23 protein-coding genes are annotated in these 26,886 nt (G+C 62.2%); 15 read left to right on the forward strand and 8 right to left on the reverse strand.

Annotated elements, in window-relative coordinates:
• The first annotated feature begins 12 nt into the window (after positions 1-12).
• Positions 13-522: a hypothetical protein gene (locus ACIPXZ_RS15075; RefSeq protein WP_400595750.1), complete on the forward strand. Its 510-nt coding sequence runs from the start codon at positions 13-15 to the stop codon at positions 520-522.
• 80 nt (positions 523-602) lie between these two features.
• Here ACIPXZ_RS15075 and sucD read toward each other — a convergent pair whose 3' ends face one another.
• The 3 genes from sucD to pcrA form a co-directional block, all read right to left on the reverse strand.
• Entirely contained in the window at positions 603-1,520 is a 918-nt protein-coding gene (gene sucD / locus ACIPXZ_RS15080) for a succinate--CoA ligase subunit alpha (protein WP_400595752.1), read from the reverse strand.
• Between the two features lie 24 nt (positions 1,521-1,544).
• Positions 1,545-2,711 (reverse strand): ADP-forming succinate--CoA ligase subunit beta, encoded by a 1,167-nt coding sequence (sucC, locus tag ACIPXZ_RS15085; protein ID WP_400595754.1) that lies wholly within the window; start codon positions 2,709-2,711, stop codon positions 1,545-1,547.
• A 236-nt stretch (positions 2,712-2,947) separates the two neighbouring features.
• Positions 2,948-5,467, reverse strand: coding sequence for a DNA helicase PcrA (gene pcrA / locus ACIPXZ_RS15090; protein WP_400595872.1), 2,520 nt, complete (start codon positions 5,465-5,467; stop codon positions 2,948-2,950).
• A gap of 425 nt (positions 5,468-5,892) precedes the next feature.
• Here pcrA and ACIPXZ_RS15095 point away from each other — a divergent pair, with 425 nt between their 5' ends.
• The 10 genes from ACIPXZ_RS15095 (at position 5,893) to ACIPXZ_RS15140 (ending at position 18,229) form a co-directional block, all read left to right on the forward strand.
• Positions 5,893-7,278, forward strand: a complete 1,386-nt coding sequence (locus tag ACIPXZ_RS15095) for a sugar transferase (protein ID WP_400595756.1) — start codon at positions 5,893-5,895, stop codon at positions 7,276-7,278.
• 231 nt (positions 7,279-7,509) lie between these two features.
• Complete coding sequence (locus ACIPXZ_RS15100) at positions 7,510-8,625, forward strand: hypothetical protein (protein WP_400595758.1); 1,116 nt, start codon at positions 7,510-7,512, stop codon at positions 8,623-8,625.
• Positions 8,626-8,739: 114 nt separating this feature from the next.
• The gene (locus ACIPXZ_RS15105) at positions 8,740-10,050 is read left to right on the forward strand and encodes a UDP-glucose dehydrogenase family protein (RefSeq protein WP_400595760.1); all 1,311 of its coding nucleotides are present in this window, start codon (positions 8,740-8,742) and stop codon (positions 10,048-10,050) included.
• A gap of 3 nt (positions 10,051-10,053) precedes the next feature.
• Positions 10,054-11,160 carry a glycosyltransferase gene (locus tag ACIPXZ_RS15110; protein ID WP_400595762.1) on the forward strand — a complete coding sequence of 369 codons (1,107 nt, stop codon included), beginning with the start codon at positions 10,054-10,056 and terminating at the stop codon, positions 11,158-11,160.
• Positions 11,157-12,227 carry a glycosyltransferase family 4 protein gene (locus ACIPXZ_RS15115; RefSeq protein ID WP_400595764.1) on the forward strand — a complete coding sequence of 357 codons (1,071 nt, stop codon included), beginning with the start codon at positions 11,157-11,159 and terminating at the stop codon, positions 12,225-12,227. The genes ACIPXZ_RS15110 and ACIPXZ_RS15115 overlap by 4 nt, the downstream gene beginning before the upstream one ends.
• Positions 12,224-13,468 carry a glycosyltransferase family 4 protein gene (locus ACIPXZ_RS15120; protein WP_400595766.1) on the forward strand — a complete coding sequence of 415 codons (1,245 nt, stop codon included), beginning with the start codon at positions 12,224-12,226 and terminating at the stop codon, positions 13,466-13,468. The genes ACIPXZ_RS15115 and ACIPXZ_RS15120 overlap by 4 nt, the downstream gene beginning before the upstream one ends.
• Positions 13,465-14,352, forward strand: a complete 888-nt coding sequence (locus ACIPXZ_RS15125) for a glycosyltransferase family 2 protein (protein ID WP_400595768.1) — start codon at positions 13,465-13,467, stop codon at positions 14,350-14,352. Before ACIPXZ_RS15120 ends, ACIPXZ_RS15125 begins: the two co-directional genes overlap by 4 nt.
• A gap of 306 nt (positions 14,353-14,658) precedes the next feature.
• On the forward strand, positions 14,659-15,792 hold the full coding sequence (locus ACIPXZ_RS15130) for an O-antigen ligase family protein (RefSeq protein WP_400595770.1): 1,134 nt from the start codon (positions 14,659-14,661) through the stop codon (positions 15,790-15,792).
• On the forward strand, positions 15,789-16,808 hold the full coding sequence (locus ACIPXZ_RS15135; protein WP_400595772.1) for a hypothetical protein: 1,020 nt from the start codon (positions 15,789-15,791) through the stop codon (positions 16,806-16,808). The genes ACIPXZ_RS15130 and ACIPXZ_RS15135 overlap by 4 nt, the downstream gene beginning before the upstream one ends.
• Positions 16,805-18,229 carry a lipopolysaccharide biosynthesis protein gene (locus ACIPXZ_RS15140; protein ID WP_400595774.1) on the forward strand — a complete coding sequence of 475 codons (1,425 nt, stop codon included), beginning with the start codon at positions 16,805-16,807 and terminating at the stop codon, positions 18,227-18,229. The genes ACIPXZ_RS15135 and ACIPXZ_RS15140 overlap by 4 nt, the downstream gene beginning before the upstream one ends.
• 3 nt (positions 18,230-18,232) lie before the next feature.
• Here the strand turns inward: ACIPXZ_RS15140 and lepB are convergent, their stop codons facing one another.
• The 4 genes from lepB to ACIPXZ_RS15160 form a co-directional block, all read right to left on the reverse strand.
• Positions 18,233-18,985: a signal peptidase I gene (lepB, locus tag ACIPXZ_RS15145; RefSeq protein ID WP_400595776.1), complete on the reverse strand. Its 753-nt coding sequence runs from the start codon at positions 18,983-18,985 to the stop codon at positions 18,233-18,235.
• Complete coding sequence (locus tag ACIPXZ_RS15150) at positions 18,985-20,106, reverse strand: hypothetical protein (protein WP_400595778.1); 1,122 nt, start codon at positions 20,104-20,106, stop codon at positions 18,985-18,987. Before ACIPXZ_RS15150 ends, lepB begins: the two co-directional genes overlap by 1 nt.
• Before the next feature lie 159 nt (positions 20,107-20,265).
• Positions 20,266-20,907: a hypothetical protein gene (locus tag ACIPXZ_RS15155; protein ID WP_400595780.1), complete on the reverse strand. Its 642-nt coding sequence runs from the start codon at positions 20,905-20,907 to the stop codon at positions 20,266-20,268.
• Between the two features lie 222 nt (positions 20,908-21,129).
• Positions 21,130-21,819, reverse strand: coding sequence for a helix-turn-helix domain-containing protein (locus ACIPXZ_RS15160; RefSeq protein ID WP_400595782.1), 690 nt, complete (start codon positions 21,817-21,819; stop codon positions 21,130-21,132).
• A gap of 402 nt (positions 21,820-22,221) precedes the next feature.
• Between ACIPXZ_RS15160 and ACIPXZ_RS15165 the strand changes: the two genes are divergently transcribed.
• Together ACIPXZ_RS15165 and ACIPXZ_RS15170 are read left to right on the forward strand one after the other, a co-directional pair.
• A complete protein-coding gene (locus ACIPXZ_RS15165; protein ID WP_400595784.1) occupies positions 22,222-23,751 on the forward strand; it encodes a polysaccharide biosynthesis tyrosine autokinase in 1,530 nt (509 codons plus the stop codon).
• Positions 23,751-24,413 carry a low molecular weight phosphatase family protein gene (locus ACIPXZ_RS15170; protein WP_400595786.1) on the forward strand — a complete coding sequence of 221 codons (663 nt, stop codon included), beginning with the start codon at positions 23,751-23,753 and terminating at the stop codon, positions 24,411-24,413. Before ACIPXZ_RS15165 ends, ACIPXZ_RS15170 begins: the two co-directional genes overlap by 1 nt.
• Here ACIPXZ_RS15170 and ACIPXZ_RS15175 read toward each other — a convergent pair.
• The gene (locus ACIPXZ_RS15175) at positions 24,334-24,798 is read right to left on the reverse strand and encodes a VanZ family protein (protein ID WP_400595788.1); all 465 of its coding nucleotides are present in this window, start codon (positions 24,796-24,798) and stop codon (positions 24,334-24,336) included. The two genes, ACIPXZ_RS15170 and ACIPXZ_RS15175, sit on opposite strands and share 80 nt — an antisense overlap.
• A gap of 86 nt (positions 24,799-24,884) precedes the next feature.
• On the opposite strand from ACIPXZ_RS15175, the gene ACIPXZ_RS15180 reads away from it, so the two are divergent.
• The gene (locus tag ACIPXZ_RS15180) at positions 24,885-25,961 is read left to right on the forward strand and encodes an LCP family protein (RefSeq protein ID WP_400595790.1); all 1,077 of its coding nucleotides are present in this window, start codon (positions 24,885-24,887) and stop codon (positions 25,959-25,961) included.
• Between the two features lie 163 nt (positions 25,962-26,124).
• Positions 26,125-26,757, forward strand: a complete 633-nt coding sequence (locus tag ACIPXZ_RS15185) for a hypothetical protein (protein ID WP_400595792.1) — start codon at positions 26,125-26,127, stop codon at positions 26,755-26,757.
• The last annotated feature ends 129 nt before the right edge of the window (positions 26,758-26,886 follow it).

Genomic DNA, 26,886 nt, shown 5'->3' on the forward strand with positions numbered 1-26,886 from the left:
ACGGCCCGGCAGGTGGACCAGTGGAACGACGTGGTGCACAGCCAGAAACTGGACAGAGGGTTCGAGAGGGTTTTCATCACCGCGGGCGTGCCCGGCTATCCAGGACCCGATTCGCAGACCGGCTGGGGAAACGTGATCGACGCCGCCTCGGACGGGCTCATCGACGGGAACCGCTTCTTCGTCGGCGCCAAGACCTCGGGCCGCACGCCCGCCCAGGGCAACGATCTGACGACGTCGGTGTACTTCCAGTTCGTTCATGAATCCGGTGCTCCTGCCGCCATCACGCCGGTGCCCCGGGCCCTCGCGGTGCCGAACTACGTCAACGACGCGTCAGGTGTCTACCTCGGTGCCGTGCTGGGACGTTTCGCGCTGGACCGGCCAGGCTACTGGAAGCTGCTCATCTGGCCGCAGAGCAGCAACTCCTCGTCCGCCAGCACCGCCACTCCCGAAGGGGTTGCGTGGAACCCTGCCACGGAAGCCGGCCATCAACTCGGCTCGGTATTCTACCGCTTGCCCGCTTAAATGCCATCGACTGCCGGGAAATCGCTCGAATGACGCGTCAGACGAACGTTTTCCCAGCAGTCGATGACCGCAGTGACGGCTTAGAGGGCCGCGAAGACCTCGCGGAGGAGGGTCGCGGTCTCAGACGGGGTCTTGCCGACCTTCACGCCTGCGGCCTCGAGGGCCTCCTTCTTCGCCTGAGCGGTACCGGCGGAACCGGAGACGATGGCACCGGCGTGGCCCATGGTCTTACCCTCGGGAGCGGTGAAGCCCGCCACGTAGCCGACGACCGGCTTGGTGACGTTGGCCTTGATGAAGTCGGCTGCACGCTCTTCGGCGTCACCACCGATCTCACCGATCATGACGATCGCCTTGGTCTCCGGGTCGGCCTCGAACGCGGCCAGGGCGTCGATGTGGGTGGTGCCGATGACCGGGTCGCCGCCGATGCCGATGGCGGTGGAGAAGCCCAGATCGCGCAGTTCGAACATCATCTGGTAGGTCAGGGTGCCGGACTTGGAGACCAGACCGATCGGGCCCTTGCCGGTGATGTTGGCGGGGGTGATGCCCACCAGCGCTTCGCCCGGGGTGATGATGCCGGGGCAGTTCGGGCCGATGATGCGGCTGATCTGCTGACCGTTCACGTCCACCTTGGACTGGGCCAGGGCCCAGAACTCGGCGGAGTCCTGCACGGGCACGCCTTCGGTGATGACCACGATCAGGCCGATCTCGGCCTCGATGGCCTCGACCACGGCGTCCTTGGTGAATGCCGGCGGCACGAAGACGATGGAGACGTCCGCGCCGGTCTCCGCCATGGCTTCCTTGACGGTGCCGTAGACGGGGAGCTCGACGGCGGCACCGTCGGCCGCCTGGTGACGGACCGTGGTGCCGGCCTTGCGAGCGTTGACACCGCCGACGACGTTGGTGCCGGCCTTGAGCATCAGGGCGGTGTGCTTGGTGCCTTCGCCGCCGGTGATGCCCTGGACGATGACCTTGGAGTCCTTGTTCAGGTAGATAGACATGTTCTTTACCTCTGTTATCCGGGCTTAGCGGGCGTTGGCGAGCTCGGCGGCCTTGTCGGCGCCCTCGTCCATGGTGGCGGCGAGGGTCACCAGCGGGTGGTTGGCCTCGTTCAGGATGCGACGGCCTTCCTCCACGTTGTTGCCGTCCAGGCGGACCACGAGAGGCTTGTTGGCGGAGGAGCCCAGCTCTGCGAGCGCGCCCACGATGCCCTTGGCGACGGCGTCACAGGCGGTGATGCCGCCGAAGACGTTCACGAACACGCTCTTGACCTGCTCGTCACCCAGGATGACGTCGAGACCGGCGGCCATGACCTCTGCGGAGGCGCCGCCTCCGATGTCGAGGAAGTTCGCGGGCTTGACGCCACCGTGGTTCTCACCGGCGTAGGCGACGACGTCCAGAGTGGACATGACCAGGCCTGCACCGTTACCGATCACGCCCACTTCGCCGTCGAGCTTGACGTAGTTGAGGTCCGAGGCCTTCGCCTTGGCCTCGAGCGGGTCTGCGGCGTCCTTGTCCTCAAGATCCTCGTGAGCCGTGTGGCGGAACCCGGCGTTCTCATCGAGGGAGACCTTGCCGTCCAGAGCCAGGATGTCACCGGCGCCGGTGCGGACCAGCGGGTTGACCTCGACGAGAGTGGCGTCTTCGCCCTTGAACACGTCCCAGAGCTTGATCAGGACCGCCGCGACCTTGGCGCGGAGTTCCTCGGGGAAGCCCGCCTCGGCGACGATCTCATCGGCCTTGGCCTGGTCGATGCCCACGGCCGGGTCGACAGCGACCTTCGCCAGGGCGTCCGGGCGCTCTACGGCGAGCTGCTCGATCTCCATGCCGCCCTCGACCGAGCACATGGCGAGGTAGTTGCGGTTGGCGCGGTCCAGAAGGATGGAGAAGTAGAACTCCTCGGCGATGTCCGCGCCCTGCGCGATCATGACCTTCTTGACGGTGTGGCCCTTGATGTCCATGCCCAGGATGTCGCTGGCGTACTGGAACGCCTCATCCGCGGTCTTGGCCACCTTCACGCCGCCGGCCTTGCCGCGGCCGCCGACCTTGACCTGTGCCTTGACGACGGTGACCCCGCCGATCTTCTCGGCAGCTGCCTTGGCTTCTTCGGGGGTGGTCGCAACGATGCCGGCCAGCACGGGAACGCCGTGTGCCTCAAACATGTCGCGAGCCTGGTATTCAAACAGGTCCACGGTTCGGTGTCCTTCTACGTCGAGGTAGGTTTGCAGGCGCCTCCCCGACGGTTGTTGCCACCCATCCGTAGGAGGTGCTCCACAGGGAACTTTAGCCCTGCCCGAGGCTGCGCCGCTCCCAGACTACCGGTTTCGTGACTAAGCCCACATTTCTATGATTTGTAGAATTTCGGGAGCGTTTGCTATGCGCGTGCGGAGTTCCCGCGACGTCCCAGCTCAACCTCGCAATGGATTCCTCAGCTTTCGATCTTGGTGACCGGGGCGTAGCGGAGCAAGAGCCTCTTCTCCCCCACCGGGAAGCGCACTTTGGCCACGCTCTTGTCCCCGACTCCTTCGACCGCCAGGACGACTCCCTCGCCGAACGCGTTATGGCTGACACGGTCGCCGGGGGCCACGCTGATGACCTCCTTCTGCGGCTGAACTCTGCCGCGCACGACCGATGCCGGGACGTCCGCATCGAAACCCGCGCTGGAACCGCCCGGGCCGAAGTTCGCATTGCGAGAGGTTCCCGCACCCCAGAACGACCCTCCGTAGCGGCTGTTGCCGCCTCCACTGGAACCCCAGCCGGCGGCGGCCGGCCGGGCGGTACCCTCCCGCTCCCATTCGATGAGGTCCGTCGGGATCTCCTCCAGGAACTGGCTCGCCGGGTTGTACTGGCTCTGGCCCCAGAGGCTGCGCACCTCGGAGCGGGTCACATAGAGCCTCTGGCGGGCTCGTGTGAGCCCCACATAGGCCAGACGCCGCTCCTCCGCGAGTTCCTTGGGATCGGTGGCCGAACGCGCATGGGGGAAGATGCCATGCTCCATGCCGGTCAGGAAGACCACGGGAAACTCCAGGCCCTTGGCCGTGTGGAGGGTCATGAGCGTGACCACGCCCAGGCGCCGGGCCTCCGCCACGGCTTCATCCACATCACCCGGAGTATCCGGGATCTGGTCGGCGTCCGCCACGAGCGAGACCTGCTCCAGGAAGTCGCCCAGAGTCCCCTCCGGGTTCTCGTTCTGGAACTCTCGGATCACGGCGACGAGTTCAGCGAGGTTCTCGACCCGCGATTCATCCTGTGGGTCGTTGCTCAGGCGCAGGGCTTCCAGATAGCCGGTCTGCTCCAGCACGGCTTCCAAGGCCGGCACCGCACCGGAACCGCTCGCCACCTCACCCAGATCGTCCATCAGCTTCACGAAGCCCAGCACCGCGTTCACGGAGCGCGTGGCCATGGCGGGGGCTTCGTGTGCGCGGCGGGCGGCCGCCATGAAGGAAATGCGTTCGCGCTCGGCGAGCGAGGCCACAGCCGCCTCCGCCCGGTCCCCGATCCCACGCTTGGGTTCGTTGAGCACGCGGCGGAGGTTCACGTCGTCGTCGGGATTGACCAGCACCCGCAGATAGGCGAGCGCGTCCTTGATCTCCTTGCGCTCGTAGAAGCGCGTACCGCCCACCACCTTGTATGGCAGGCCCATCCGCACCAGGACGTCCTCAAGGGAGCGGGACTGGGCATTGGTCCGGTAGAAGACGGCGACATCACCGGGGCGCAGCCCTTCGGCGTCCTGGAGCCTGTCGATCTCGCGGGCGATGAATGCTGCCTCCTCATGCTCGTTCTCGCCGACGTATCCGATGATCTTGGGTCCATCGCCCGACGCGGTCCAGAGGCGCTTATCCTGGCGGTCCGGGTTGCGTGAGATCACCGCGTTGGCCGCGGAGAGGATGTTCTGCGTGGATCGGTAGTTCTGCTCCAGCTTGATGACCTCGGCATCCGGGTAGTCCTTCTCGAACTCCACGATGTTCCGGATGTCCGCCCCGCGGAAAGCGTAAATGGACTGATCGGAATCGCCCACCACGGTGAGTTCGCTGGGCGGGACCGTCCCGGGCTGTCCGGGCCGAACATCGTCGATGGTGCCGACGATCTCCTTCACCAGTGCGTACTGGGCGTGGTTGGTGTCCTGATACTCGTCGACCAGGACGTGCCGGAACCGGCGGCGGTAGGACTCCGCAAGCGCTGGGAAGGCCCGGAACATGAACACGACCTGAGCGATCAGATCATCGAAGTCCATGGCGTTGGCCTGCCGGAGACGCTGCGTGTAGCCGAGGTAGACCTCCGCGACGGCACGGTCCATGGGATTGTTCTCAGCGGCGGTGGACGAGAACTCCTCCGCGTCGATCAACTCGTTCTTAAGCGCCGAGATCTTGTGGGCGATCCCCTTGGGCGGGAACCGCTTGGGGTCCAGATCCAGATTCTTCGCCACCAGAGTGATCAGACGCAGCGAGTCAGCCGAGTCGTAGATGGAGAAGTTGGAGTTGAGACCCACGTTGGCCGCCTCCCGGCGGAGGATCCGCACACACGAGGAGTGGAACGTGGAGATCCACATGCTCTTGGCCCGGGGACCGATCAAGGCTTCGATGCGCTCCCGCATCTCCGCAGCGGCCTTGTTGGTGAAGGTGATGGCCAGGATCTCGCCATGGTGGGCCCGTCCAGTGGCCAGAAGATAGGCGATCCGGTGGGTCAACACGCGAGTCTTGCCGGAACCGGCACCCGCCACGATCAACAGTGGGCTGCCGGAATGCACGACGGCGGCATGCTGCTGGGGATTCAGCCCTTCGGTGAGGGCCTCAGCGGGAGCCGGGCGGAAGTTCCCTCCATCGGATTCCGCATGTCCGGACTTCCCTCGGGCACCGCCCACCCCCTCGCCTGAGGATCGGGCTCCCGGCGAGGGACGGCCCCGGAGATCATCGGCGGCAGGCGTGCTGGCATAGGGATCGAAGAGCATGTCCATGGTCCCAACAGTTTAAGCGTTGTCCCTGACAGCAAAATCTGTAAACAGCTCCGAACCAGAAGAAGTTCGTGACAGAACATGTCGAATGAAAGTTTCTTCAGGAAACATTTTGTGTGCTAAGTTGCCCGGCCCTAAGATAGGCATCGATGCTTCACCTCGCCCGGCTTCTCGGCTCGTGACGGTGGTTCGGACGCATCACATCAATGTTATGGCCCGCAAGGGCCAGGGGGAGAGCCGGGGGGCTTGATTGTGAATACATGCGTTGCATTGCCGAGTCCGCCGGTGGATCAGATGTCCACGTGCCATAGCCGTCACCAGCACGGCTGACGGGACCGCGGATCATGGCCGTTTCAATCACGGCTGCCAGCGAAGTTCATGTGCCTGGCAGCACTCTCTGGTTGCGCTCCCACGGAGTTCGGATGCGCCTGCTCGACCTGAGCTGCATCGTGCTCGCCGTCATGGGCGCTTATCTGCTCCGTTTCGGTTTTGAGGACAGCGTCGCTGTCAGCAGCCGCGTCGTCGATGTCTCCTACATGACCCTTTCGCTGTTCCTGATCGCCGCGTGGTGGGTGGTGCTGGAGTACAGCGGGACCCGGGACCGGAAGATCATCGGCACCGGCATCGAGGAATACCGCAGGGTCACGATCGCCTCGCTCTGGCTCTTCGGAGCGGTCGCCGTCGTGTCCTACGTCCTCAAAATGGATACCGCTCGCGGCTACGTCGCCGTCGCTCTTCCTCTCGGAGTCGCATTCCTCGTGACCGCCCGATGGGCTCAGCGGAAAGCGCTGCACCGGACGCGCCTCCGCGGCCAGAATCTCCACCGGGTTCTTCTGCTGGGTGCATCGCACAGCGTGGAGCACCTCAATGAGAAACTGGACCGCCACATCGTGTCCGGATACAAGCCTGTCGCCTCGTTCTTGACCGACATGGAGTTCACGGGCGGGACCCTACCCATCATGGGGACCACGCCCACCGTGGAGTCCGTCTTGGAGGCCATCGACCGTTCTCAGGTCGACACCGTGGCCATCACCAGCGGGGCTGAGCTGGATCCCGTTTTCCTCCGGCATCTCGGCTGGGCCCTCTCCGCCCGCGAAGTCGGCATGATCATGGCTCCCGCTCTGACCGACATCTCCGGACCGCGTATCCACATGCAGCCGGTCGCAGGGCTGCCCCTCATCCACGTCACCACCCCGAAACTTGACGGGCTGAAGGCTTTCGCCAAACGATCGCTCGACATCGTCGGCTCTTTGAGCATCCTTACGCTGCTCGCCGTGCCCATGCTGATCATCGCCGCCATCGTGAAACTCGACAGCCCCGGTCCCGCCCTGTTCTTCCAGGAGCGGATCGGGAAGGGCGGTCAGCCCTTCAAGATGATCAAGTTCCGTTCCATGCGCACCGATGCGGAAGCACTCTTCCACGAGCTCCAGGCCCAGACCGGGGACAGCATGATCTTCTTCAAGATGAAGAAGGACCCGCGGGTCACTCGTTTCGGTGCTTGGATCCGCAGGTATTCGATCGACGAGCTCCCGCAGTTGCTCAACGTTCTCAACGGCACGATGAGCTTGGTGGGCCCTCGTCCGCAGGTCGCCCGCGAGGTGGAGATGTACGACATGGCCTCCCACCGCAGGCTTCTCGTCAAGCCCGGCATGACGGGGTTGTGGCAGGTGAGCGGACGTAACGATCTGTCTTTGGAAGAATCCATCCGGCTGGATCTCTACTACGTGGAGAACTGGTCCCTCGCTCAGGACGTACTCATTCTCTTCCGTACGGCGAAGGCTGTGGTCGGCAAGGATGGGGCTTACTGATCTTCCCGCTGCCTTCCATGTCAAAACGTCGTCCAACCTCCGCCACGCTTCAAAGGCGGAGAAACGGCGAAAGCCCAATCTCCGCCGAATGGTCAGATCAGTCGAGACAAGCAGGGATTTCATCAGACGAAATGTGGCCGGTTATGCTGGCCACAGAGACTGGAAAACGTTTCAGGCCCACTGACACTTTTGTGCTTTCCATGTCATGAAATACCGCCTTGAAAGGACTCGATGACCGGCTGGGTAGCCGTCGCCTATGGCGCGCTCGATCTTCGCGATTGGCCCGAGAACCGGTCAGGAGCGGATCTCATGCTGTTGGCGACCGAACCGGCCGATCCTATCGGCCTCGTCGGGTCACCGGCTGCGTTATGGCTCCGCCTCGTCAACGGTCCTGTCCTCGAAACCGAACTGACTCCCGATGAACTGTCAATGGTCCGTGAGTTCGAGGAGTTCGGAATCGCATCGAACGACCAGAGCCATTCCGCCCGGATCAAGACCGTCCGACCGCCCCGGCTCTCCTCGCCACTTCATGAACTGGTGTACGCAATGGTCGGCAGTGTGGCTCGCGACGGCGGAATTCCATTGGTTTTCATCAAAGGACCGATCCTTCACGCTCAGGGACTCAGAGAACGCGAACATTCGGGGGACGTCGATGTCTGGATCGACCCTGAACGCGCCGAAGATCTCAGCTGTTCGCTGGAGCCGTGGGGTTGGAGCCCGGTTCCCGACGTATGGAACGGGGTCCCGATCGACCATTCCGTGACGCTCCAACCTGAAAGCTGGGGCTGCGAACTTGACGTTCATCATCACTTCCCAGGCGTTTCACTTTCCGAGGAGGACGCCTTCGCGGAGGTGAGGAACCATTCGACTCACATGGAATTCGCATCCGTCGACGTCATGGTGCCCACAGTGCCCGCCCACACGGTCATCGAAGCACTCAATCTGACCAGACCGGAGATCGGTGTTCCTCCGAATCAGGAGCGTCGGGAGCACGCAGCCAAGATTCTCGGAATCGGGGGCCACGAGGGCCTCAGCTTCGCTTTACGGCTGAAAGCCGATGCCTCGCTGGAAGGTCTCTTGCGTTCGGCCTTCCCGGACGATTTTCATGGAAGTGACGGAAAGCCGCCATTGAATTGGCGCTGGCGCGAGGAAAAGAATCGCGCCCGAGCCTATTTGCTGGCGCTCCGGTCTGTCCCGCGAAGGTCCAAGGCGAAAGTGCTCTTCCGGTTGATCTGGCCGAAATCCGATGTGGCTTTCGCGTCCAACAGCAGAGTGGGAGCGCAGACGAACAAATTGCTCACCGCTCGGTTGCAGCGGCTTACTCGAGCCTTCAAGAGCAATCGCTGAATGGGCGGTGTGAGACGGCTGGGAATGCGGCGGTGGAGTCACCCTATAGGAGGGGGAACGACTCCGTGCTATGACAGAATGATCCGGGATATGAAAGATAAAGTGGGGGGATAGATGCGCCTTTCGGTGATCGGTTGTGGGTACCTTGGTGCCGTCCATGCAGCCGCCATGGCGTCCATCGGACACGACGTCGTCGGAATCGACGTCGACGCGGAAAAAGTCGGCTCTCTTTCACGGGGCGAAGCCCCGTTCTTCGAGCCTCAGCTACAGGAGATCCTCCAGGCCGGCCTCGAGTCGGGACGGCTGTCGTTCAGTACTGACATGAGCAGTGTCCGCGGTGCCGCGGTGCATTTCATCGGGGTCGGCACCCCTCAGCAGGCCGGCGGCTATGCCGCCGACCTGCGCTATGTCGACGGAGCCGTGAGCGAACTGCTCCCCTATCTTCAGCCCGGCGACATCGTCGCAGGTAAATCAACCGTTCCGGTAGGAACTGCGGCACGCCTGGCCGAACTGGTCACACCCACCGGTGCGACCCTCGTGTGGAATCCGGAGTTCCTGCGGGAAGGCTGGGCCGTGCAGGACACCATCGACCCTGACCGTCTCGTCACCGGGGTACCGTCCGGGCCCGAGGGTGCCGTAGCCGCCGACGTTCTTCGGAAGGTCTACCACCCCGCCGTGGCAAAAGGCACTCCGTTCATCGTGACGGACTACGCCACAGCCGAGTTGGTGAAGGTGGCCGCCAACGCGTTTCTGGCGACGAAGATCTCCTTCATCAACGCGATGGCCGAAATCTCCGAGACCGTCGGCGCGGACGTCACCCAGCTTGCAGACGCCATCGGTCACGATCCACGGATCGGACGCCGTTTCCTCGGCGCCGGTATCGGCTTCGGCGGTGGCTGCCTTCCCAAGGACATCCGCGCGTTCGCGGCCCGCGCAGAAGAGCTGGGACGCCGGGAGTCCGTCAATTTCCTGCGCGAGGTCGACGCCATCAACCTGCGACGGCGTGAACGTGCCGTTCAGCTGGTGGTCGAAGGGCTCGGAGGCGCTGTCTACGGGAAGCGCATCGCGGTCCTCGGCGCCGCTTTCAAGCCGCACAGCGATGATGTGCGCGACTCACCCGCGCTTGATGTGGCGGTCCGACTCCACGGACTGGGTGCCGAGGTCGTCGTGACCGACCCCGAAGCTCTCCACAACGCCCGCGCTCTCCACCCTCAGCTCACGTACTTCGAGGACCGCGATGAAGCACTGCGCGGATCCGACGCCGTCGTCGTCGTGACGGAATGGGACCAGTACCGCAGAGAAATGAGCCCGGCAGAGGTGTCTGATCTCGCGTCAGGGCGCGTCATCGTGGACGGCAGGAACTGCCTCGACCCTTCAGCTTGGCGTTCTGCGGGTTGGACCTACCTCGGGATGGGGCGGCCCTGAACCATGAGCGGCCTGATTGTTCACGAATGGATCGAATCCTCGGGCGGGGCTGAGAAGGTTCTGGAGTCGATGGCATCGGCATTCCCCGATGCCGCCATCCAGTGCCTGTGGAATGACGCTCCGGGACGTTTCGGCACACGCGAGATCCGGGAGACCTGGCTTGCAGGGACGCCACTTCGCCGGAAGAAGGCCATGGCCCTGCCGTTCATGGTCCCCACCTGGCGCCTGCTGGAAAGCAAGGGACCGCACGACTGGACTCTGGTGAGTTCGCACCTCTTCGCCCATCACGTCCGGTTCCGGGACCAGCCCGACTCCGCCCCGAAATACGTGTATGCGCACACCCCGGCCCGCTACATCTGGACCCCGGAACTCGATCACCGCGGTTCCAGCCCCGCAGTGCGTGCGGTCGCACCCCTGCTCAAGAAGATCGACAGACGACGAGCCCAGGAGCCCACTGCGATCGCTGCGAACAGCAAATTCGTGCGGGAACGGATCGCTGCGACCTGGGAGCGCGAAGCCTCCGTCATCTATCCCCCGGTGGCCGTCGAACGCGTTCAGCAGGTGGCTGATTGGCGCTCAGAAGTCACGGACCCGGAAGAGGTGGTGGCCCTCGAACGCCTGCCTCAGGAGTTCGTTCTGGGGGTCTCCCGATTCATCCCGTACAAGCGTCTCGATCTGGTGCTGGCAACGGGTGCAGCGGCCGGGCTTCCGGTCGTCATCGCAGGCAAAGGCCCCGAGGAAGAACATCTCCGCATGCTCGCGTCCCAATCGTCCGTGCCCGTGCACTTCATCATCGCCCCCTCGGACGCCCTGCTCTTCTCCCTCTACCAGATGGCCAAGGCGCTGGTCTTTCCAGCCGTCGAGGATTTCGGAATCGTGCCGGTGGAAGCTCAAGCCGCCGGCACCCCCGTCGTCACGGGTCCCATCGGCGGACAGCTCGAAAGTCTGACTCAAGGTGTCACCGGTGTGGTCGCCGCATCCACCGACGTCGTCGATCTTGCCGCGGCACTCGACGATGCCCTGCGTCTGGCCCCGTTCGACGGGGTCCTGGCCACCTCGCGTTTCGCCACGACCCGCTTCGAGGATGAGCTGAGAGCGTTCGTCGCATGATCGTCGTGAATTGCCGATTCCTGACCCAGGAGGTCACCGGCGTCCAGCGCTTCGCAGAGGAAATCGTCGCCGAGCTGCTGTCTTTGCGCGATGACCTCGTGCTCGTCGCACCGCCCGGTCCTCTCCGGATGGCCTCGATCGCAGGCACCCCCGTCCGGCAATGGGGCAAGCATCAAGGGCACCTCTGGGAACAGTGGGACCTGCGTCGCGCGCTCTCGCAGACCCCTGGGAAACCTCTTCTCCTCTCGCTGACCAACACCGGACCGGTGCTTCGCCGTCGTCAGGTGGTCACTCATCATGACGTGACCTACGTGCGTGAGCCACACACGTACTCCTTGCAGTTCAGGACGGCCTACCGGCTGCTCTCGGCCCTGACTCTTCGGCCCGCCAAGGCCGTAGTGACGGTCAGCGAGTTCTCACGCCAGGAGATCGCCGCCGTCTACAGGCTCGACCCGGCCAAGATCTCCGTCGTTCCCAATGCAGCCTCGCAAGGCTTTCATCAGGAATCCGGGCTCGAAGCTGACCCGCCCTACTTTCTTGCAGTCTCCTCTCTCCTGCCACACAAGAACATCGATCTTCTGGTCAGGACGTTCCAGCGCTATGTGGAGTCGACAGGAAGCCCCACGCGACTGAAGCTGGTCGGCAGCACGCCGGAGAGCGTGGCCCGCACCAATGGGGGCGGAACGTCAAGCACCGCCATCGAGTATCTGGGACGGGTGGACGATCAGGAACTGAGGCGCCTTTACGCTTCGGCGCGTGCCTTCGTCTTCCCCTCCCTCTATGAAGGTTTCGGCATTCCCCCACTGGAAGCCCAGGCCTCGGGCCTCCCGGTCCTCGCCTCCGACGCCGCCGCACTCCGGGAGGTTTTGGGGTCCTCCGCGCGCTACTTTGCGCGACAATCCGAGGAGTCACTTCTGGCGGGACTTCGCGAGCTCGATACTGATGCCGTCCTTCGGCAGAAGTTCATCAGCCTCGGCCAGGAGAATGCTGCGAAATACTCGTGGTCCTATTCGGCAGAGGCCGTGAACGGCCTTCTGAGCACGCTGACGGAAGGAGCACGGCCATGAGCGATATGCTCTCCGGCACGGACCGCATCCATGGCCGGCCAGTGGCGGTCTCGAGTGCCTTCGATGAGAACGCGATCCGCGCCATCGCCGCTGGAGCCGATCGGCACGGACTTCTGACGCGCCGGGCCATTCGCAATCAAACGCCGCTGCTGTCCATGGCCCGCGTCGCGTCACGGGCGTTCCCCCAGGTGGCCCCTCTCCAGCAGTTCATCAAGAAGCAGAGCGCCCGGGTTGAGAGCGGCAGGCTTCCGCAGGACGTGCTGCTCTCCCCCACTGCGGAGTTCGCAAGAGTCCTGGGCGGCCGGAAAAGGTCGCCCCTCACTCATAGCCTGGGCAACGCCACATGGAAAGTCAGCTACGACAGGGCGGCACGTGACGTGGACTTCGGCGACGCAGAAGTCCTCTTCTCCATGCCTGGATCCTCTCTGGAGACCTTCAAACGAAACCCAGACCGAGCCCTCGTCCTGCACGAGATCGATGCCCATCCCAGGGTCCGGAACACAATGCTCGAGCACTTCTTCGGTGCGCGCCGAGCCCGCGCAGAGATGTATCCCGAATGGTTCGTCTCTCGCATCGAAGCTGAACTGCAACTCGCGGACAAGATACTCGTTCCCGGGCGAGTAGTGGCCGATCAGATGCTCGCCAACGGCATCCCGGCGGAAAAGATCCTCCAAGTTCCTTACGGAGTGGACCCAACAGTCTTCCGGGCGGGCAAGAAGCCGGCCGATGCGAGGGATTCCGAACGGCTGCAAGTGGTCTGCACTGCGCAGATCAGCCTTCGTAAGGGAATCCCTTTCCTCCTGGATGCGGTCCGGGGACTTCCGTTGGATCTGGTGTTGGTGGGCCAGATCTTCGATCGGGGAATTCTGCAGGATCTCCCGGACAATGTCCGGCTGGCCGGGGTGCTGACTGCGCCCGAACTGGCCGCGCTCTACGCACGCTCGGATCTATTTGTGCTCCCGTCGGTCGAAGACTGTTTTGCCTTGGTCGTCGCTGAGGCCGCTGCCGCAGGCCTGCCGGTAGTGACGACGCGCGAGAACGGCGCACACGAGGTTCTTTCAGGCCACCATACGGTGCTCGACGCCGGGGATACGGCGAACCTTCGAAGCGCCCTCGCCGGCGCGCCCAGGCTGAGCGAGGAACGGCGGCAGGACATCTCGGATGATGCCATCAGAGCCGGCTGGACCGATTGGTCCCACTATGCCGACAACGTACTTCGAGCGACAGGTTCATTGCCATGACCGACACCAACAAGCACATCTGGCGGGTGAGCGCAGTCATCCCCACGATCGGTCGACCTGAGCTGTATGACGCCGTCGCCTCGGCCCTGGCGCAGACCGAGTTTCTTCACGAGGTGGTCGTAGCCGCCGACACCGCCGACGAACTGGCGCTTCCCGAAGATCCCCGTGTCAAAGTGGTCCGAACTGGACCTCGCGCGGGAGGGAACGTCGCGAGGATGGCTGGAATCACTGCGGCCAGCGGCGATGTGATCGCCCTGCTCGACGACGACGATGTCTGGCATCCCGAAAAGCTCTCCCACCAGCTTTCATCGGCGCCCAGCTCTGAGAACCTCTGGCTTTCCACCACATCGGTACAGGAACCGAGCGGACGGGTCTGGCCCCGACGACTACGGCAGACAGGTGAACGGCTGCCACACTATCTCTTTCGCAAAGAGGCCGTGAAGGGAGGGCAGGGAGCGATGCACACCTCGACCCTGGTGTTCCCACGTGGCATGGTTCTGGCACACCCTTTCGACGTCACCCTCCGCTTCCATCAGGACACCGATTGGCTCTTGAGGCTCGATAAGGAGATCCCCGGCCTGGACATCTGCCAAGTGCCCCTGCCCCTCACAGAGCTTCGCGACGGCGGAGGATCGGTTTCTCGTGGCATCAAGCCCTCGGATTCGCTGGCCTGGGCCCGACGGTCTCTGGAACATCTGGACAAACGCACCCGGGGGGACTTCCTCCTTACGGTGACATACTTTCAGGCTTGGCGGCACCGCGATGTGAAGACTGCGCTGGCCGTGCTCGGCACGGCCTTCACCTGGGGGCGACCGGGGCTCAAAGCACTCCCCTCCGTGGCCGTCCTCCCCCTGAAAGTTCTGACAGGGCGCGGCATTGCTTGAGAGAGACTTAAACCCGGTCATGTCGACATCACCCTCGGGAGGAAGCTAATGCTGCAACACTTGGTAGAGTCCTACGCTCCCTTGGCCTTGGCAGTGGGCCTTATCGTGGTATGCCTTGTGGCGTTCTTGGCTTGTAAAGAGCGAGTTTTATGGATGCTGTTTGTTGCGATTTCAGCTGTTAGCCCACTCCCCTTTCCGATGCCGACGACTCCAGGTCAGTTCTTTTCCGTTGCATCATGGCTGCGGACCTTCTCGAAGGCTGGGCGATTGCTTACTCGCCCTATCCCACTACTGCTGACCATCCTCATGCTCGTCTACGCTCTTGCGTCCACGTGGTCTCCAAAGCCGAGCCAGAGCATCGCCGTTGTGATCACTGCCTTCGCCACAGTCGGGGCGATCATCATGGCACACACCAGCGAGGATTCGAGCCGGACTGACCTCCTCCGTGTCACCATGTGGATCATCGCTCCGATTGCCTTAGCGCAATCGTTGGCGACCATTCTTTTCCTCGTCAACCCCGTTGTTGAGGACAGCTATTTCCGGAGCAAGGTTTTTGAGTTCCTCCTCGGAGACGAGGCAAGGTATCTGTTCACCACTTTGCCGAACAACGTAACTGACCCCGAGAAATCTGGTGGACTCCTGTTCGTCAACGGCAACAAGGCATCGATGGTCATGGCTGTTTGGGGCCTCGTCTACTTCTCTTTGTGGCTTCGCAAACGTTCCTTCTTCATGGTCGCAACGACCGTCGTCTGCATGACCGGATCAGTGTTCACAGGTTCTAAAACTGCAATCATCCTGTGCGCAATCATCCCTGCATCGTTCCTTCTGATCCCGGCCGTGATCCGGTTGAGGAAGAATCCCGCCGGCATGGTGTTCAGTATCGCAGGCCTTGGCGTTCTAGCCGCTGCTCTCGGCGCGCTCGCTGGCACAGCCTCGGACCTGCTGAACCGCGCCGATGAGGCGGCTACTGCCCGCGTCGGCCTTTGGAGCGCCGCGGCAGGGTACTTTCAACAAAGTCCCTTGCTCGGGCTGGGCTTCCAAGGATGGTCACTCCATTGGGCCCAGGACGCCGCAAGCTACGGACTCCGTGACAACTACCAACCACATAACCTGCTCATCTGGAACTGGGCAAACGCTGGGCTTCTTGCGCCGATTCTTATACTTCTCGTGTTCATATTCTTCGGCCTCTACTATGTCAAGGCCATTGCCAGGGCTAACTCACGAAGGGAGGCCCTCGCGCTTTCCTTTGAGTTGGCAGCATTAGTATGGATGTTCGCACACGCAATGTTTGACAATACGGAGCTCTTCGGCACTTCCCACACATTGCCCGTGTTCGCACTGCTTGCCGCACGAGCATCTACAGTAGTTACTTCCCAGATACCAGGCTCGCTGGCCGACGGTCGCGTCGAGCAACTCGAGCCCCTGAAAGGATTTCAATGAAAAGTACTGATGGCGAAATCCTCGTCTTGGAATCCGTCGAATCTCCCAATGCCTTGGCAAATCCGTATGTCAAGATCATGGCACGCGAAATGGAGAGAGATCCGCGCATCTCGATCCAATGGTTCAGCTGGAAACGAGCTCTACTCGGCAACTACGATGTCATTCACATTCACTGGCCCGAAGCTCTTCTGCGTTCTCCTACCGCTCTCCGACGTGCACCTAAAGCCGTTTTATTCCTAGCTCTCCTGCTCCGAATCCGGTTTAGTAGCAAAAAGGTCGTGCGTACGGTACATAATCGCAATCCCCATGAAGCAGGGAATCGATTCGATACTCTCGCGTTGAAGGCTTTGGACCGACTGACAAATCATTGGGTGGGACTCTCTCCACTGCACCAACCCGGAAGCCCCTTCACCGTGGTACCGCATCCGCATTATCGTGGATCATACCCGGAACCTCTAGAAGAGAGAGATAGCAAGCACCCTACGATTTCCTTTTTCGGTTTAATCCGCCCATATAAGGGTCTCGAGGAACTCGTCGCCGCCTTTGACACAGTCGGGCCACCCTACCGCCTCGAAATTTCCGGAAAGCCTCTCGATGATTCGATTGCAAGCATGCTCAGACGATTCTCATCGGATCGAGATAATGTCAATCTTGACCTCTACGAGATTGACGATCAGGCTCTTTCTAATTTCATTAGCAAGGGGACCCTGATCGCGCTTCCCATTCGGAACGTACTAAACTCAGGAAGCGCCCTCCTTGCTTTGTCATTCAATCGTCCAGTTCTCATGCCACGCTCACCTGGATCAGCTCTTCTGCAGGATGAGTTCGGCCCGGACTGGATTCACCTTTACGACGGAGAACTCACGACAACGGCGCTCTTGGCAGCGTTGTCCGCCGCAGGTGATTTTCTTGATTCAGCGCCTTCCACGCCGATGGATGATCGTGCCCCGGCTCTCGTAGGCCAATCCATGGCAGATGTGATCCTCACTGTCACCCGAGAACCTGGAACAACGTGAACTTTCGCAAAGGAGCCCTCGTCACCCTCATTGGACAGTGGGGACGATATGCACTCAATCTTGCTTCCCTTGTTGTGCTCTCGCGCATGCTCGGCCCCTCGTCTGTAGGGCTGATCGCCATGGCTCTAGTAGTTACGTCTTTGGCTAATCTGCTCGCCGACTTCGGGCTTTCTCTCGCCGCTATACAGGCCAAGAGTCTCGACCATACACAGCGGGCCAACCTTTTTTGGCTCAACACAGCAATCGGTGTGCTCGCAGCAGCGGTTGTGGTCGGACTAGCACCAACAATCGCAGCGTTTTACAGGGACGATAGAATGGTCGCGATTCTCTTCTGGCTCGCAGGTCCTCTGATTCTCAATGGCATCAGTGTGCAGTCCAGGGTCCAGTTGACACGACGCTCGCGCTTCACCTTCCTGGCCTGGGTGGACTTCTTGAGCGCGTTGGCAGGCTTTTCCCTGGCCGTCTGCGTGGCCCTCCTGGGGTTTGATTACTGGAGTCTGGTGGCACAGCAAGTCGTGGTCGCCGCCACGACTGCGGTGCTATTGCTCACCAGGGGTGGGCGGCTGCCGCTCAAACCAGGGCGTGCATCCATGCGCACTTTCATCACGTTCGGTGCTAACAACTTCGGACTTCAGCTTTTGAATTTTGCGGCGAGCAATGCTGACACAGTCGCTCTTGGAAGATTCGCGACGCCGTCTGCAGTGGGTCTCTACAGCAGGGCGTTTCAAATAGTTCTCCTTCCGATCCAGCAAGTGCTCTCTCCGCTGACTCGCGTCATGCTCCCCCGTCTTGCCAAGGTTGTTGACGACAGCGAGTTCAACGCAATTCTCCAACGACTTCAACGCGTTGCCTCAGTGGTGAGCATCGGAGCGCTCAGTGTGCTGGTGGCAACGGCACCTGCATTGATTGCTTTGGTTCTAGGACCAAGCTGGGAAGCATCGGCCCCCTATGTCCGGGTTTTGTGTATCGCGTCGCTTTTTCAGACTCTTGCGTACTTTTATTACTGGGCCTGTCTGTCCCGCGCTAGGACGGGACTGCTGTTTCTCTCGGAACTCCCTGGGCGCCTCATCCTGCTCGCACTCATCTACCCTGCCGCTCAGACTGGAGTGCTTGCTGTTTGTGTGCTGGTCGCATTCCAGCAAGTCATAATCTGGTGCTGTGGAACGTTCTGGGCAGCCAGACGGATCGGCGTTCAACCCCTGAAACTGATCCAGGCAGGACTGCCCGCCCTGGCCGTGTACGTGATCGCCGCAGTGGTTACCTGGATTGCCGATTCGATCTACTGGACGACGGCGAACCCAGCGCCTCGATTCTGCTGGGGGCTTGCGCTCTGGATGGCCTGCGTTGGGTGTTCTCTTGCCATACCTGCTGTGAGACGCGCCTTTATCACTGCAGCGAAGGGCGTCTTGGGCCGGGTCTGAATTTCAATGTACTATTCGGAGTCCCTCTGGCGGCCACATCACGAACCACGCCGTGCCTATGATTTCCTCTTTACTGATCAACCGTCCACAATTCGTGTCGGCCCGAGGGCCGCGGCAGGCGCTCACCGAGTCGGATGAATTGGAACGATGGTCCCCGAGAACCAGGTACTGATCAGCACCCAAAGTCACGGCAGCGAAACAGCGAGGGGACCAGCTTTGCATCGTACAATGCTCGCGTCCGGCGCTCGGTATGAACGGCAGATCCTGGTAGATATACGGCTCGTCAATGGCCTTCCCGTTGACCATGACCCGCCCTTGGGCATCACAGCAGGACACCGTATCCCCCGGAACTCCGATGACTCGTTTCACCAGATACTCGGTGTTGCCAGGACCGATTCCGGTCAGATCGCCGAACCAGCCGACTGCTGTACGCAAAGGATTATGCTCCGCGGTGGGCCCCCAGGCTGCCGTCCTCCGGAAGACCACGACATCGCCACGCTGGGGTGTGGATGAAACGTAGGCGGTCCGGTTCACGAGGACCCGGTCACCCACATTCAAGGTCTGTTCCATCGAGCCGGATGGAATCTGGTAGACCTTCACCAGGAAGCCTTGAACGAGGGCCACCACCACGACTGCGAGGACCAGGTGTAGCCACGGGGACTTCAGGAGACGCCGACGACGGCTCCCCCGCACAGGGGCCTTGCTCGTTTGCTCCTGCGCAACGTGTTTCTCGTCCGGCTCCTCCACGGTGCCCATCAGACCTCCATCGGCACTCGGCGGAAGACGCCGGCGGCTGCCAAGGACTCCATGACTGCGGTCAGCGCCGCTTCAAGCTCCTGCTCCGGCGGAGCACCGAAGGCGCGTTCGACGTCTTCCAGGACCCCGGCGAAGTCCCTTCCACTGACGAGAGACCGCCACACGACGGGACCAACGCCATCCAGGACGTGCACCACACGATTCCCGTCCAGAACAGCGGTCAATCCATCCGCCTCGACGGCGTCGAGCACCTCCGCTGGACGGAAGACCTCTAGGACATAGGGGTGTCGGGCTCCTTGCACGGATTCCGCCGGGAGCACCGCTTCCCAGGGAGCCGGCTCGGTGACTGCAAGGAGCTGGGGGACGAGAGCAAGCACATCCGCGGCCTCACGGTAGGTGACCTGCCGGATCGTCCCACAGCTGTCGACCAGACGGGCAATGCTCTGCAGAGGGCGCTCAAGCTCTGCGAGGTAGCTTGCTTCCGGAACAATGCCCGCAAGTGCTTCGCACAGACCCAGATTCGTCACCGTGGCGGGCCCCTGGAGATCAGACCGGCGTTCGACCAGGCACAAACCGCCCAACCTCAGACGCCCGCTGGGAAGTTCCTTGAGTCCCAAAACGGAGGGAGCGATCTGTTCCTTGTACGTCTCACCGGACCTGATCACCGAGAGCGGCTTACGATACGGATGAACTTCACCGTCCATCTCGATACCGACGGTCTCGTCCGTAACGTAGCCGTACTCTTGCCCGAGAGTGTGCGACAGCGTGGTCTTGCCGCGTCCGGACGGCCCGATGAAAGCAACCACCTGGCCGGACTCATCAGCGATGCCCGCCGCATGGAGCATGAGCAATTCACCGCGCCGGCCCTCGATCGCGGCAAGTGTGGCGTGGGTGGACAGTTCTGCGATGGAAGCGGTCAGGCCTTCCTCATCGGGAAACATCCAAGGAACCTCCACGGCGGACGGTTCGGCGTCGCCCGAGGTGAGAGGCGGCTCCAAGGCATCAACCCAGGGGGCGGCAAGGGCATTCAAACGGGACTCGTCCAAGGAATGCTCTGAGAAGTCGAAACGGATCCGGACCAGGCCGCCCAAGGCGCTCAGCAGAATGTCACTGGTCTGCAATTTTCCCCCACCACTTGGATATTCATGAAACGGCTGACGGACGCGGTCTCCCGGCGACAAAGCTCAGGAATTACCATAGTTCACCCTCGCGAAATGCACGAAACGCGCCCGCCGTACGGCAGACGCGTTCTGTGATGTCGATTGCTACAGGAATGCCTCTTAGAGAATGCCTGCGCCGACCGGCACGGAGATGCTGCCGCTGCCGGTGATCGTGCGGGTTCCGAGGTCCACCGTGATGGTGATCGGGAACGAAGCCAGGAGGCTGATGGAAACACCGGTGCTCACTCCGGCCAAGCCGAATTCGATCGGAACGTTGACGGTGCCATTGCTGTTCACCGTCACCGGACGAACACCCGTCCAGGTGGTGGTGGGCATGCCGAACTGTCCGATGATCGGAGCGGACTGGTAGGTGACCGTTCGCTCAGCGGACGGGGTTGCGACACCGTCATACGAGTACACACCGAATCCACGGGCACGCCCCACAGGAATGTTGATGCCGCCCGGGCGGGCAACCGTCACGGTGATGGTGGCATTCTGAGAAACCGCACCGGCGCCGTTGGTGTACGTCACGTCATTCGGAACGGTGACCAGAGCCTGGGCGGTGATCAGCGAGACCGAGTCGAGCAGATGAAGGGAGAGGAGCGACGTGCTCGGGTTGGTGAGGGCAACACTGAGGTTGTTCACCGAGGCGACGGCCGCCGGCGCAGCAACTGCTGCAGCAATGACCGGCACGGACCATGCGGCGCCCTTGACGACGGCGCGACGACTGGTCGGGTTGGAGACGTTGAGTTCTTCGCTCATGCTTCCTCATTTCAAGTGGAGTGAAACCTGTGGGCGGAGTCCTGCGAGTGATGAAGACCCCCTGCGTGGTTTCGAGCCTAGACAGAGGGTTTCGGCGATCCTGCGACTTTCCTGAAAGTTGGCGCTTAACGGCACAAGATCTGCACGAAATGTCTCTTGTGGCGCATCGTGAAGGAAATCAATTCGCTCCGAGGCCCTCCTTTTGGAAGGCGAACATGCAGTTCAGAAGGAGGCCCGTCCGTCCCGCAGCTCTCTAGGCCCACAGCCGTACAGTTCGTCGAGGGCACGCCGCAAAGCCGCCGTCGTGCCGAACCCGGTCTGCTCGGCGATCTGCTGCACACTGAGCACGTCGTATCGCCCATCAGTCAGGAGGTTCTTCGCAAGCCGGCCGCGCTGCCTGCGGATTTCAGCGGCGATGGAGTTGCCGACCTCGGCGAATGCGGCCTGCACCCGGCGCAAGGATGACTGCACCGCCCGAGCCACGGTTTCGGGCTTCAGATCGCGGTCCGCGCAGCGCTGAGCGATCACCGCCATGGCCCGGTCCCTCAGCCCAGACGACGTCGATCCGGCCTCCAGTGAGGACCCGTAGTGATCCAGCAGGATGCTGCCCGCGAGCTCGAGCAAAATCTGCTCGGAGGCATAGTCTTCAATGGAGGAACGCTCCCGATCCACGGGATGATTCATGAACGCGCGGATGAAACTGCGCGTCGCATCATCCAGCCGGGTGAGCGCCGTGAACAAATGCGCCCGCCGCAGGGCGCGAGGGACGAAGGTCTCCGCCGTCGCTTTGCTCAGCCGGAGCCTGTCAATGGTTCCCGAACCACGGAAGTCGGTCCCGCCGGAGCCCCCAGGGAGCACCAGGAGGCCCTTCTCCATCAGGACAGGGCCGGACTTGCCCGGAACTTCAAGCATCGCGTGATCGATGAAATACAGGTCGAGCTGACCGACGGAGCTCGGTCCAATCAGCTCTGAAAAGTCTCCGCGAGCGTGCCACAACTCAATTTCGCCGAGCACACACGGCCCAAAAGAAATGTCCGACATTTCACCTGGATATCCGCCGGAAACCCTGTCCGGCAGTACTTCCTGCCCCACAGGCCCTCGCTCCGCCACGCTTCCCCACCTTAAAATCAGATTATTCTCGTTGTGCTTGAACCTCGGCAATGATCGCCATCCGCATCAGAGCAAGATGTGGATAATCCAATTGCCAAGGAGGATATCGGGTAACACTGTAGATCCACACGCTAGGATGTTCTGGATGCCGACTCTGCAGCGGCGAATCACTTGTCTTCACTGCACTACCTAGGGGATATCTACATGGAGTTGACCGATTACTGGAAAATCCTCCGAGCGCACTGGATTTCCGTCCTCGGCATCACCGTGCTGGGCGTGCTGGTGGCGTTCGGCTGGAGTCTCCTCCAGCCGAAGGTCTACAGCGCGGACGCCAGCGGCATCGTCTCGGTGGGCATCAATAAGGACATCGGCACCGCGATGGCTGGCGAGAGCTACTCCAAGTCGCGCGCCAAGTCGTACCTGGATGCTGCCAAGTCCCGTACGGTTGCGGAGTACGTCATCTCCGATCTCAAGTTGAAGGACACGACCCCGGAGCAGCTCCTCGCTCGGGTCTCCGCTCAGAATCCGCTTGACACGGCCACCCTGAAGTTCAGCGCCGAAGGCAGCACCCCGGAAAGCGCGCGAGATCTCGCCGAAGCCTGGGTCCGAGCAGTCGGCAAGCAGGTCAGCGAACTGGAGAACGTAGGCGGCAATAGCCAGGAGAAGTCGATCGTCGTCTTCCGCTCGCTCGACTCCGCTCAGCTCCCGACCTCACCGACCTCACCCAATACGAAACTGGCGCTCGTCATCGGCCTAGCGGCTGGCTTTGTGGTTGCTATTCTCTACGCCTTTCTCCGCAATGTGTTCGACCGCAGGATCCGCTCCGCGGTCAAGGTCGAGGCAGAAACCGGCCTGTCAGTAATCGGGACCGTTCCGTTCAACAAGAACTTCGACAACGCGCACCGCATCGTTTCTTCTCATGGCGGCAACGACCTGGAGAACACCCGGACGCAGGATCACGCCGTGGCCGAGGCCATCCGTGAGCTGCGCACCAATCTCCAGTTCATGGATGTGGACAACCCACCGCGCATCATCGTCGTGAGTTCCGCTCTGCCCGGCGAGGGCAAGACCACGGTGATCGCCAACTTGGCCCAGACGATCGCGGCCTCCGGCCAGCGCGTCGTCGTCGTCGACGGCGACCTCCGTCGGCCTACCGTGGCGAAGACCTTCGGTCTGCTGACCACCATCGGACTCACCGATGTCCTGATCGGTCGCGCAAAGCTGAACGAAGTGCTGCAGAGTTGGGGCGAGACGGACAATCTCTACGTGCTCGGTGCCGGCTCCGTGCCTCCGAACCCGAGCGAACTGCTCGGCTCGAATGTCATGCACAAGATGCTTGAGGATCTCGCCCAACACGCCATCGTCCTGATCGACGCACCACCGCTGCTTCCGGTCACTGACGCGGCGATCCTGACGGCGCGCACCGACGGAGCACTGGTGGTCGCCCGCGCTGGCAAGAGCACCTACGACGAACTCAAGCGCGCTCTCCACAACCTCGAGAAGGTCAAGGGCCGGCCGCTCGGCATCATCATCAACGGCGTGCCGCGGAAGTCCTCTGGTGGCGATGGCTACGGCTACCAGTACTACACCTACTACAACCGCCGCGACGCCGGGGACGAGTCACCGCGGTCGAGCCACGTCCCCGCCGCTGAGTCGACACCGGTCGACGAGACCGAGCCCGTAGAACTCGAACCTCAGCGTCATATGCGCCGCCGGGACCGCAGCAGGGCCTGATGGCGTCGCCCGTTCGGCAGCATCGAGCTGTTCCGTCGACTGTTCTGACCGTCTGCATCGGCAACATCTGCCGATCGCCGCTGGCGGAACAGCTGTTACGCGCGCAGTTGGAGCAGTCCGGCCTGAAGGACTTCGAATTCTTCAGTGCCGGGCTGCAGGCCGTCGTGGGCGCCCCGATGGAGCCTTGGCCGGCCGCCTTGTCCCGGGAATATGGGGGCGTTCCGGACGGAGCTGTGGGAAAGCAGATCATCGAGGAAATCGTCGGGGCTTCCGATCTGATTCTGACCATGACCCTGAAACAGCGCGAGGAGCTGCTCAAACGCTATCCCTCGGCGGCGCAGCGGACCTTCACCCTGGCGGAGTTCGCGAGGATCATCACGGCCCTGCCCGAAGCCGAGGCCGCATCGGTTCCCTGGGGAAGCACCGCGTCATCGTCCGGACCGGCGTCCGCAGTGAGCCCCCTGGTCTCCATGGCAACGCAGGCCCGGCATCTGGGGCGGCTCTCGTCCTCGGACGATGTGCCAGACCCGATCGGCAAGGAAGAATCCGTCCACCGGCAGGTCGGTGAACAGATCAGGGGCCTCACGAACGAGATTGCGAAGGCCTTCTCACTGCGCCTTGGAGACTCCGATGGTCGTTCCAACGGCGGAGAAGCGCGATGAGCAGCACGCCGACGATCGTGCCCGCGGTATTCGCGATCACGTCGGAGAGTGCAGTGACCCGGCCGGGCACCACCAATTGGATCAGCTCGATCGCTGTGGAGGTAACGGTCCCGCCTGCCATCAGCAGCCAGCCAGGAATCCGGGGCGGTGACAGCAGCCGGAGAAAAGCGCCGAACGGCACGAAGAGGACGATGTTGGACGAGAATTCGACAGCCATTTCGGCACCTCGCCGGGGAAACCCCCAAGTGCTGAGGAAATCCGCGATCACACCCACGAAACCCGTCACGTGCTGCGCCTCCTGCGCGGGCAGGAGCACCACCAGCGCAAGTGCCGCCAGATACGCCGCGAAGGCCCACTGGCTCAGTGCTTGCCATCCGCGTGGCATGACCATTATCTCCCCCTCTTTTCCGACCTCCTGAAGAGTACCCGAACCCCGCGTCATGACCATTGACGCGAGCAAGGAACCGAACCATGAACGACTCCATGAACAGCACCGAGCCCCCCGCTGGGGCACCCGCGAAGAAGGAGAGGTCTCGCCGTAAGCGCGTCGCCCTCTGGACCCTGGTCAGCTTCGCCACGCTCGTGGTGCTGGCAGGCCTGGCCGCGTTCATCTACGTCGGCGGCCTGATCAACAGCTTCGATTCGAAGACCAACAAGATCCCGTCTGCGTTCCCGGACGATGCGGGGCGCCCAGCGGCGACCAAGATCGGGGATCAGACCGCCACGAATATTCTTCTGGTGGGTTCGGACAGTCGCGGAGCCACCACGGGTCAGGCAGAGTCCGGGACACCGTCCGACCAGCGCGCAGACAGTCTCATGCTGTTCCATGTGCCCGCGGACCGGAAGAACGCGTATCTGATTTCCATCATGCGTGACACTTGGGTTCCGATTCCCGGCCACGGTGAAGCCAAGATCAACGCGGCCCTCGCCTACGGCGGGGTTCCGCTGCTGGTCCAGACCGTTGAATCCGTTCTGAAGCAGCGCATCGACCACGTGGCCTTCATCAACTTCGATGGCTTTGAAGGGCTCACGGATGCGGTTGGCGGCGTCGACATCGACGTCCCGGTCGCGTTCACCTCCACTGGTTACGGGAAGAAGGGCATGCACTACCCGAAGGGGGTCATGCACATGGACGGAGCGACGGCGCTGGCATTCGTCCGCGAGCGGTATCCCTTCGTCGACGGCGACTACCAGCGCGTCCGCGACCAGCGCATCTTCATCAAGGCACTCATGACCAAATTGATCAAACCGGAGGTCCTGGCGAATCCGGGGACTCTCAGCTCCGTGGTGAACCAGATCTCCCCGTACCTCACGGTCGATTCCTCCCTCACCGGTCAGAAAGTCGGTGAACTGGCCTTGAGCATGAAGGATATCCGGCCCAGCACCACCGTGATGTTCACACTTCCCACCCTTGGAACGGGCTGGTCGGCCGACGGACAATCGATCGTGAACCTGGACACGGCCAAGGCCAGCGCGCTGGCCGAGGCGATGCGGAAGGGCACTGTGCAGGACTTCGTCACGGCCAATAATTTGAAGAACGGCAACTGATCACCAGAGACCTTTGAGGCTGGCCACTGGCTGCTTAATCGTGACAATTAGGTGTAGCCTCCGCACATTATTGACACCAGGGGCTCTTCTCATGGTACAAATCACAGAAGGGATTGAATTTTGGGATTCGAGCCCCTTCACTCACCACATTCCAGGAGCCATCATGACCAACGAGACGAACAAGTCCGTCGAGCGCCGCCGGGTGCTCCGCGGCGCGGCATGGGCCACCCCTGTCGTCGCAGCAGCAGTCGCCGCACCAGCGGCGGTCGCTTCCGGCACGCCCACCTGTCCGACCTGCCTCAAGGCAGGCACCCTGCTCGGCGGAGTCACCACCAGCCAGGCCATCGTGGCCGGCAACACCGGCGCGCTGGCCTTCGCCGGCGTCTTCGGACTCGATTCCTCCAACTGTGATCTCTCACTGTTCCAGCCGCTCTACACCTCGGTGGTCACCTCCGCGACCCTGACGATGAGCGACGGCAGCACCCACACCGGCACCGGCCTCGGCACCGCCACCGGCACCTTCGGCCAGATCGGCGCCCTGCCCGGCACCTGGCTCTTCAGCGGGATCCACTTCCCGTCCGGCGCGTACATTCTCAACAGCAACCCGGTTCGCCCGACGAGTATCACCGCCACGGTGAACGTGATCCTGATTGGCCTGCCATCCCTGATCCAGATCACCTGCCCGGTCACGCTGACCTGGAACCTGAACCTCTTCGCAGTGGGAGCAGTCACGGCACCGATCCTCGGCGGCGCGGGAACGCTCAACTACACGGGCACCGCAACGCCCGTACCCTGATCGACAGTGCGGAACAACGGGCCCCTCGCCTCCCGAGGGGCCCGTTGTTCCGTATCCGGGTCCTGTTGTTTCCCGTACCGCGCTCGGCCCTCGCACGCTGTACTGTGAATGGGCGGGCCATTCAGTCGG

Origin of the sequence: Arthrobacter sp. NPDC090010, from assembly GCF_044748305.1 — a bacterium.
Taxonomy (GTDB): domain Bacteria; phylum Actinomycetota; class Actinomycetes; order Actinomycetales; family Micrococcaceae; genus Arthrobacter_E.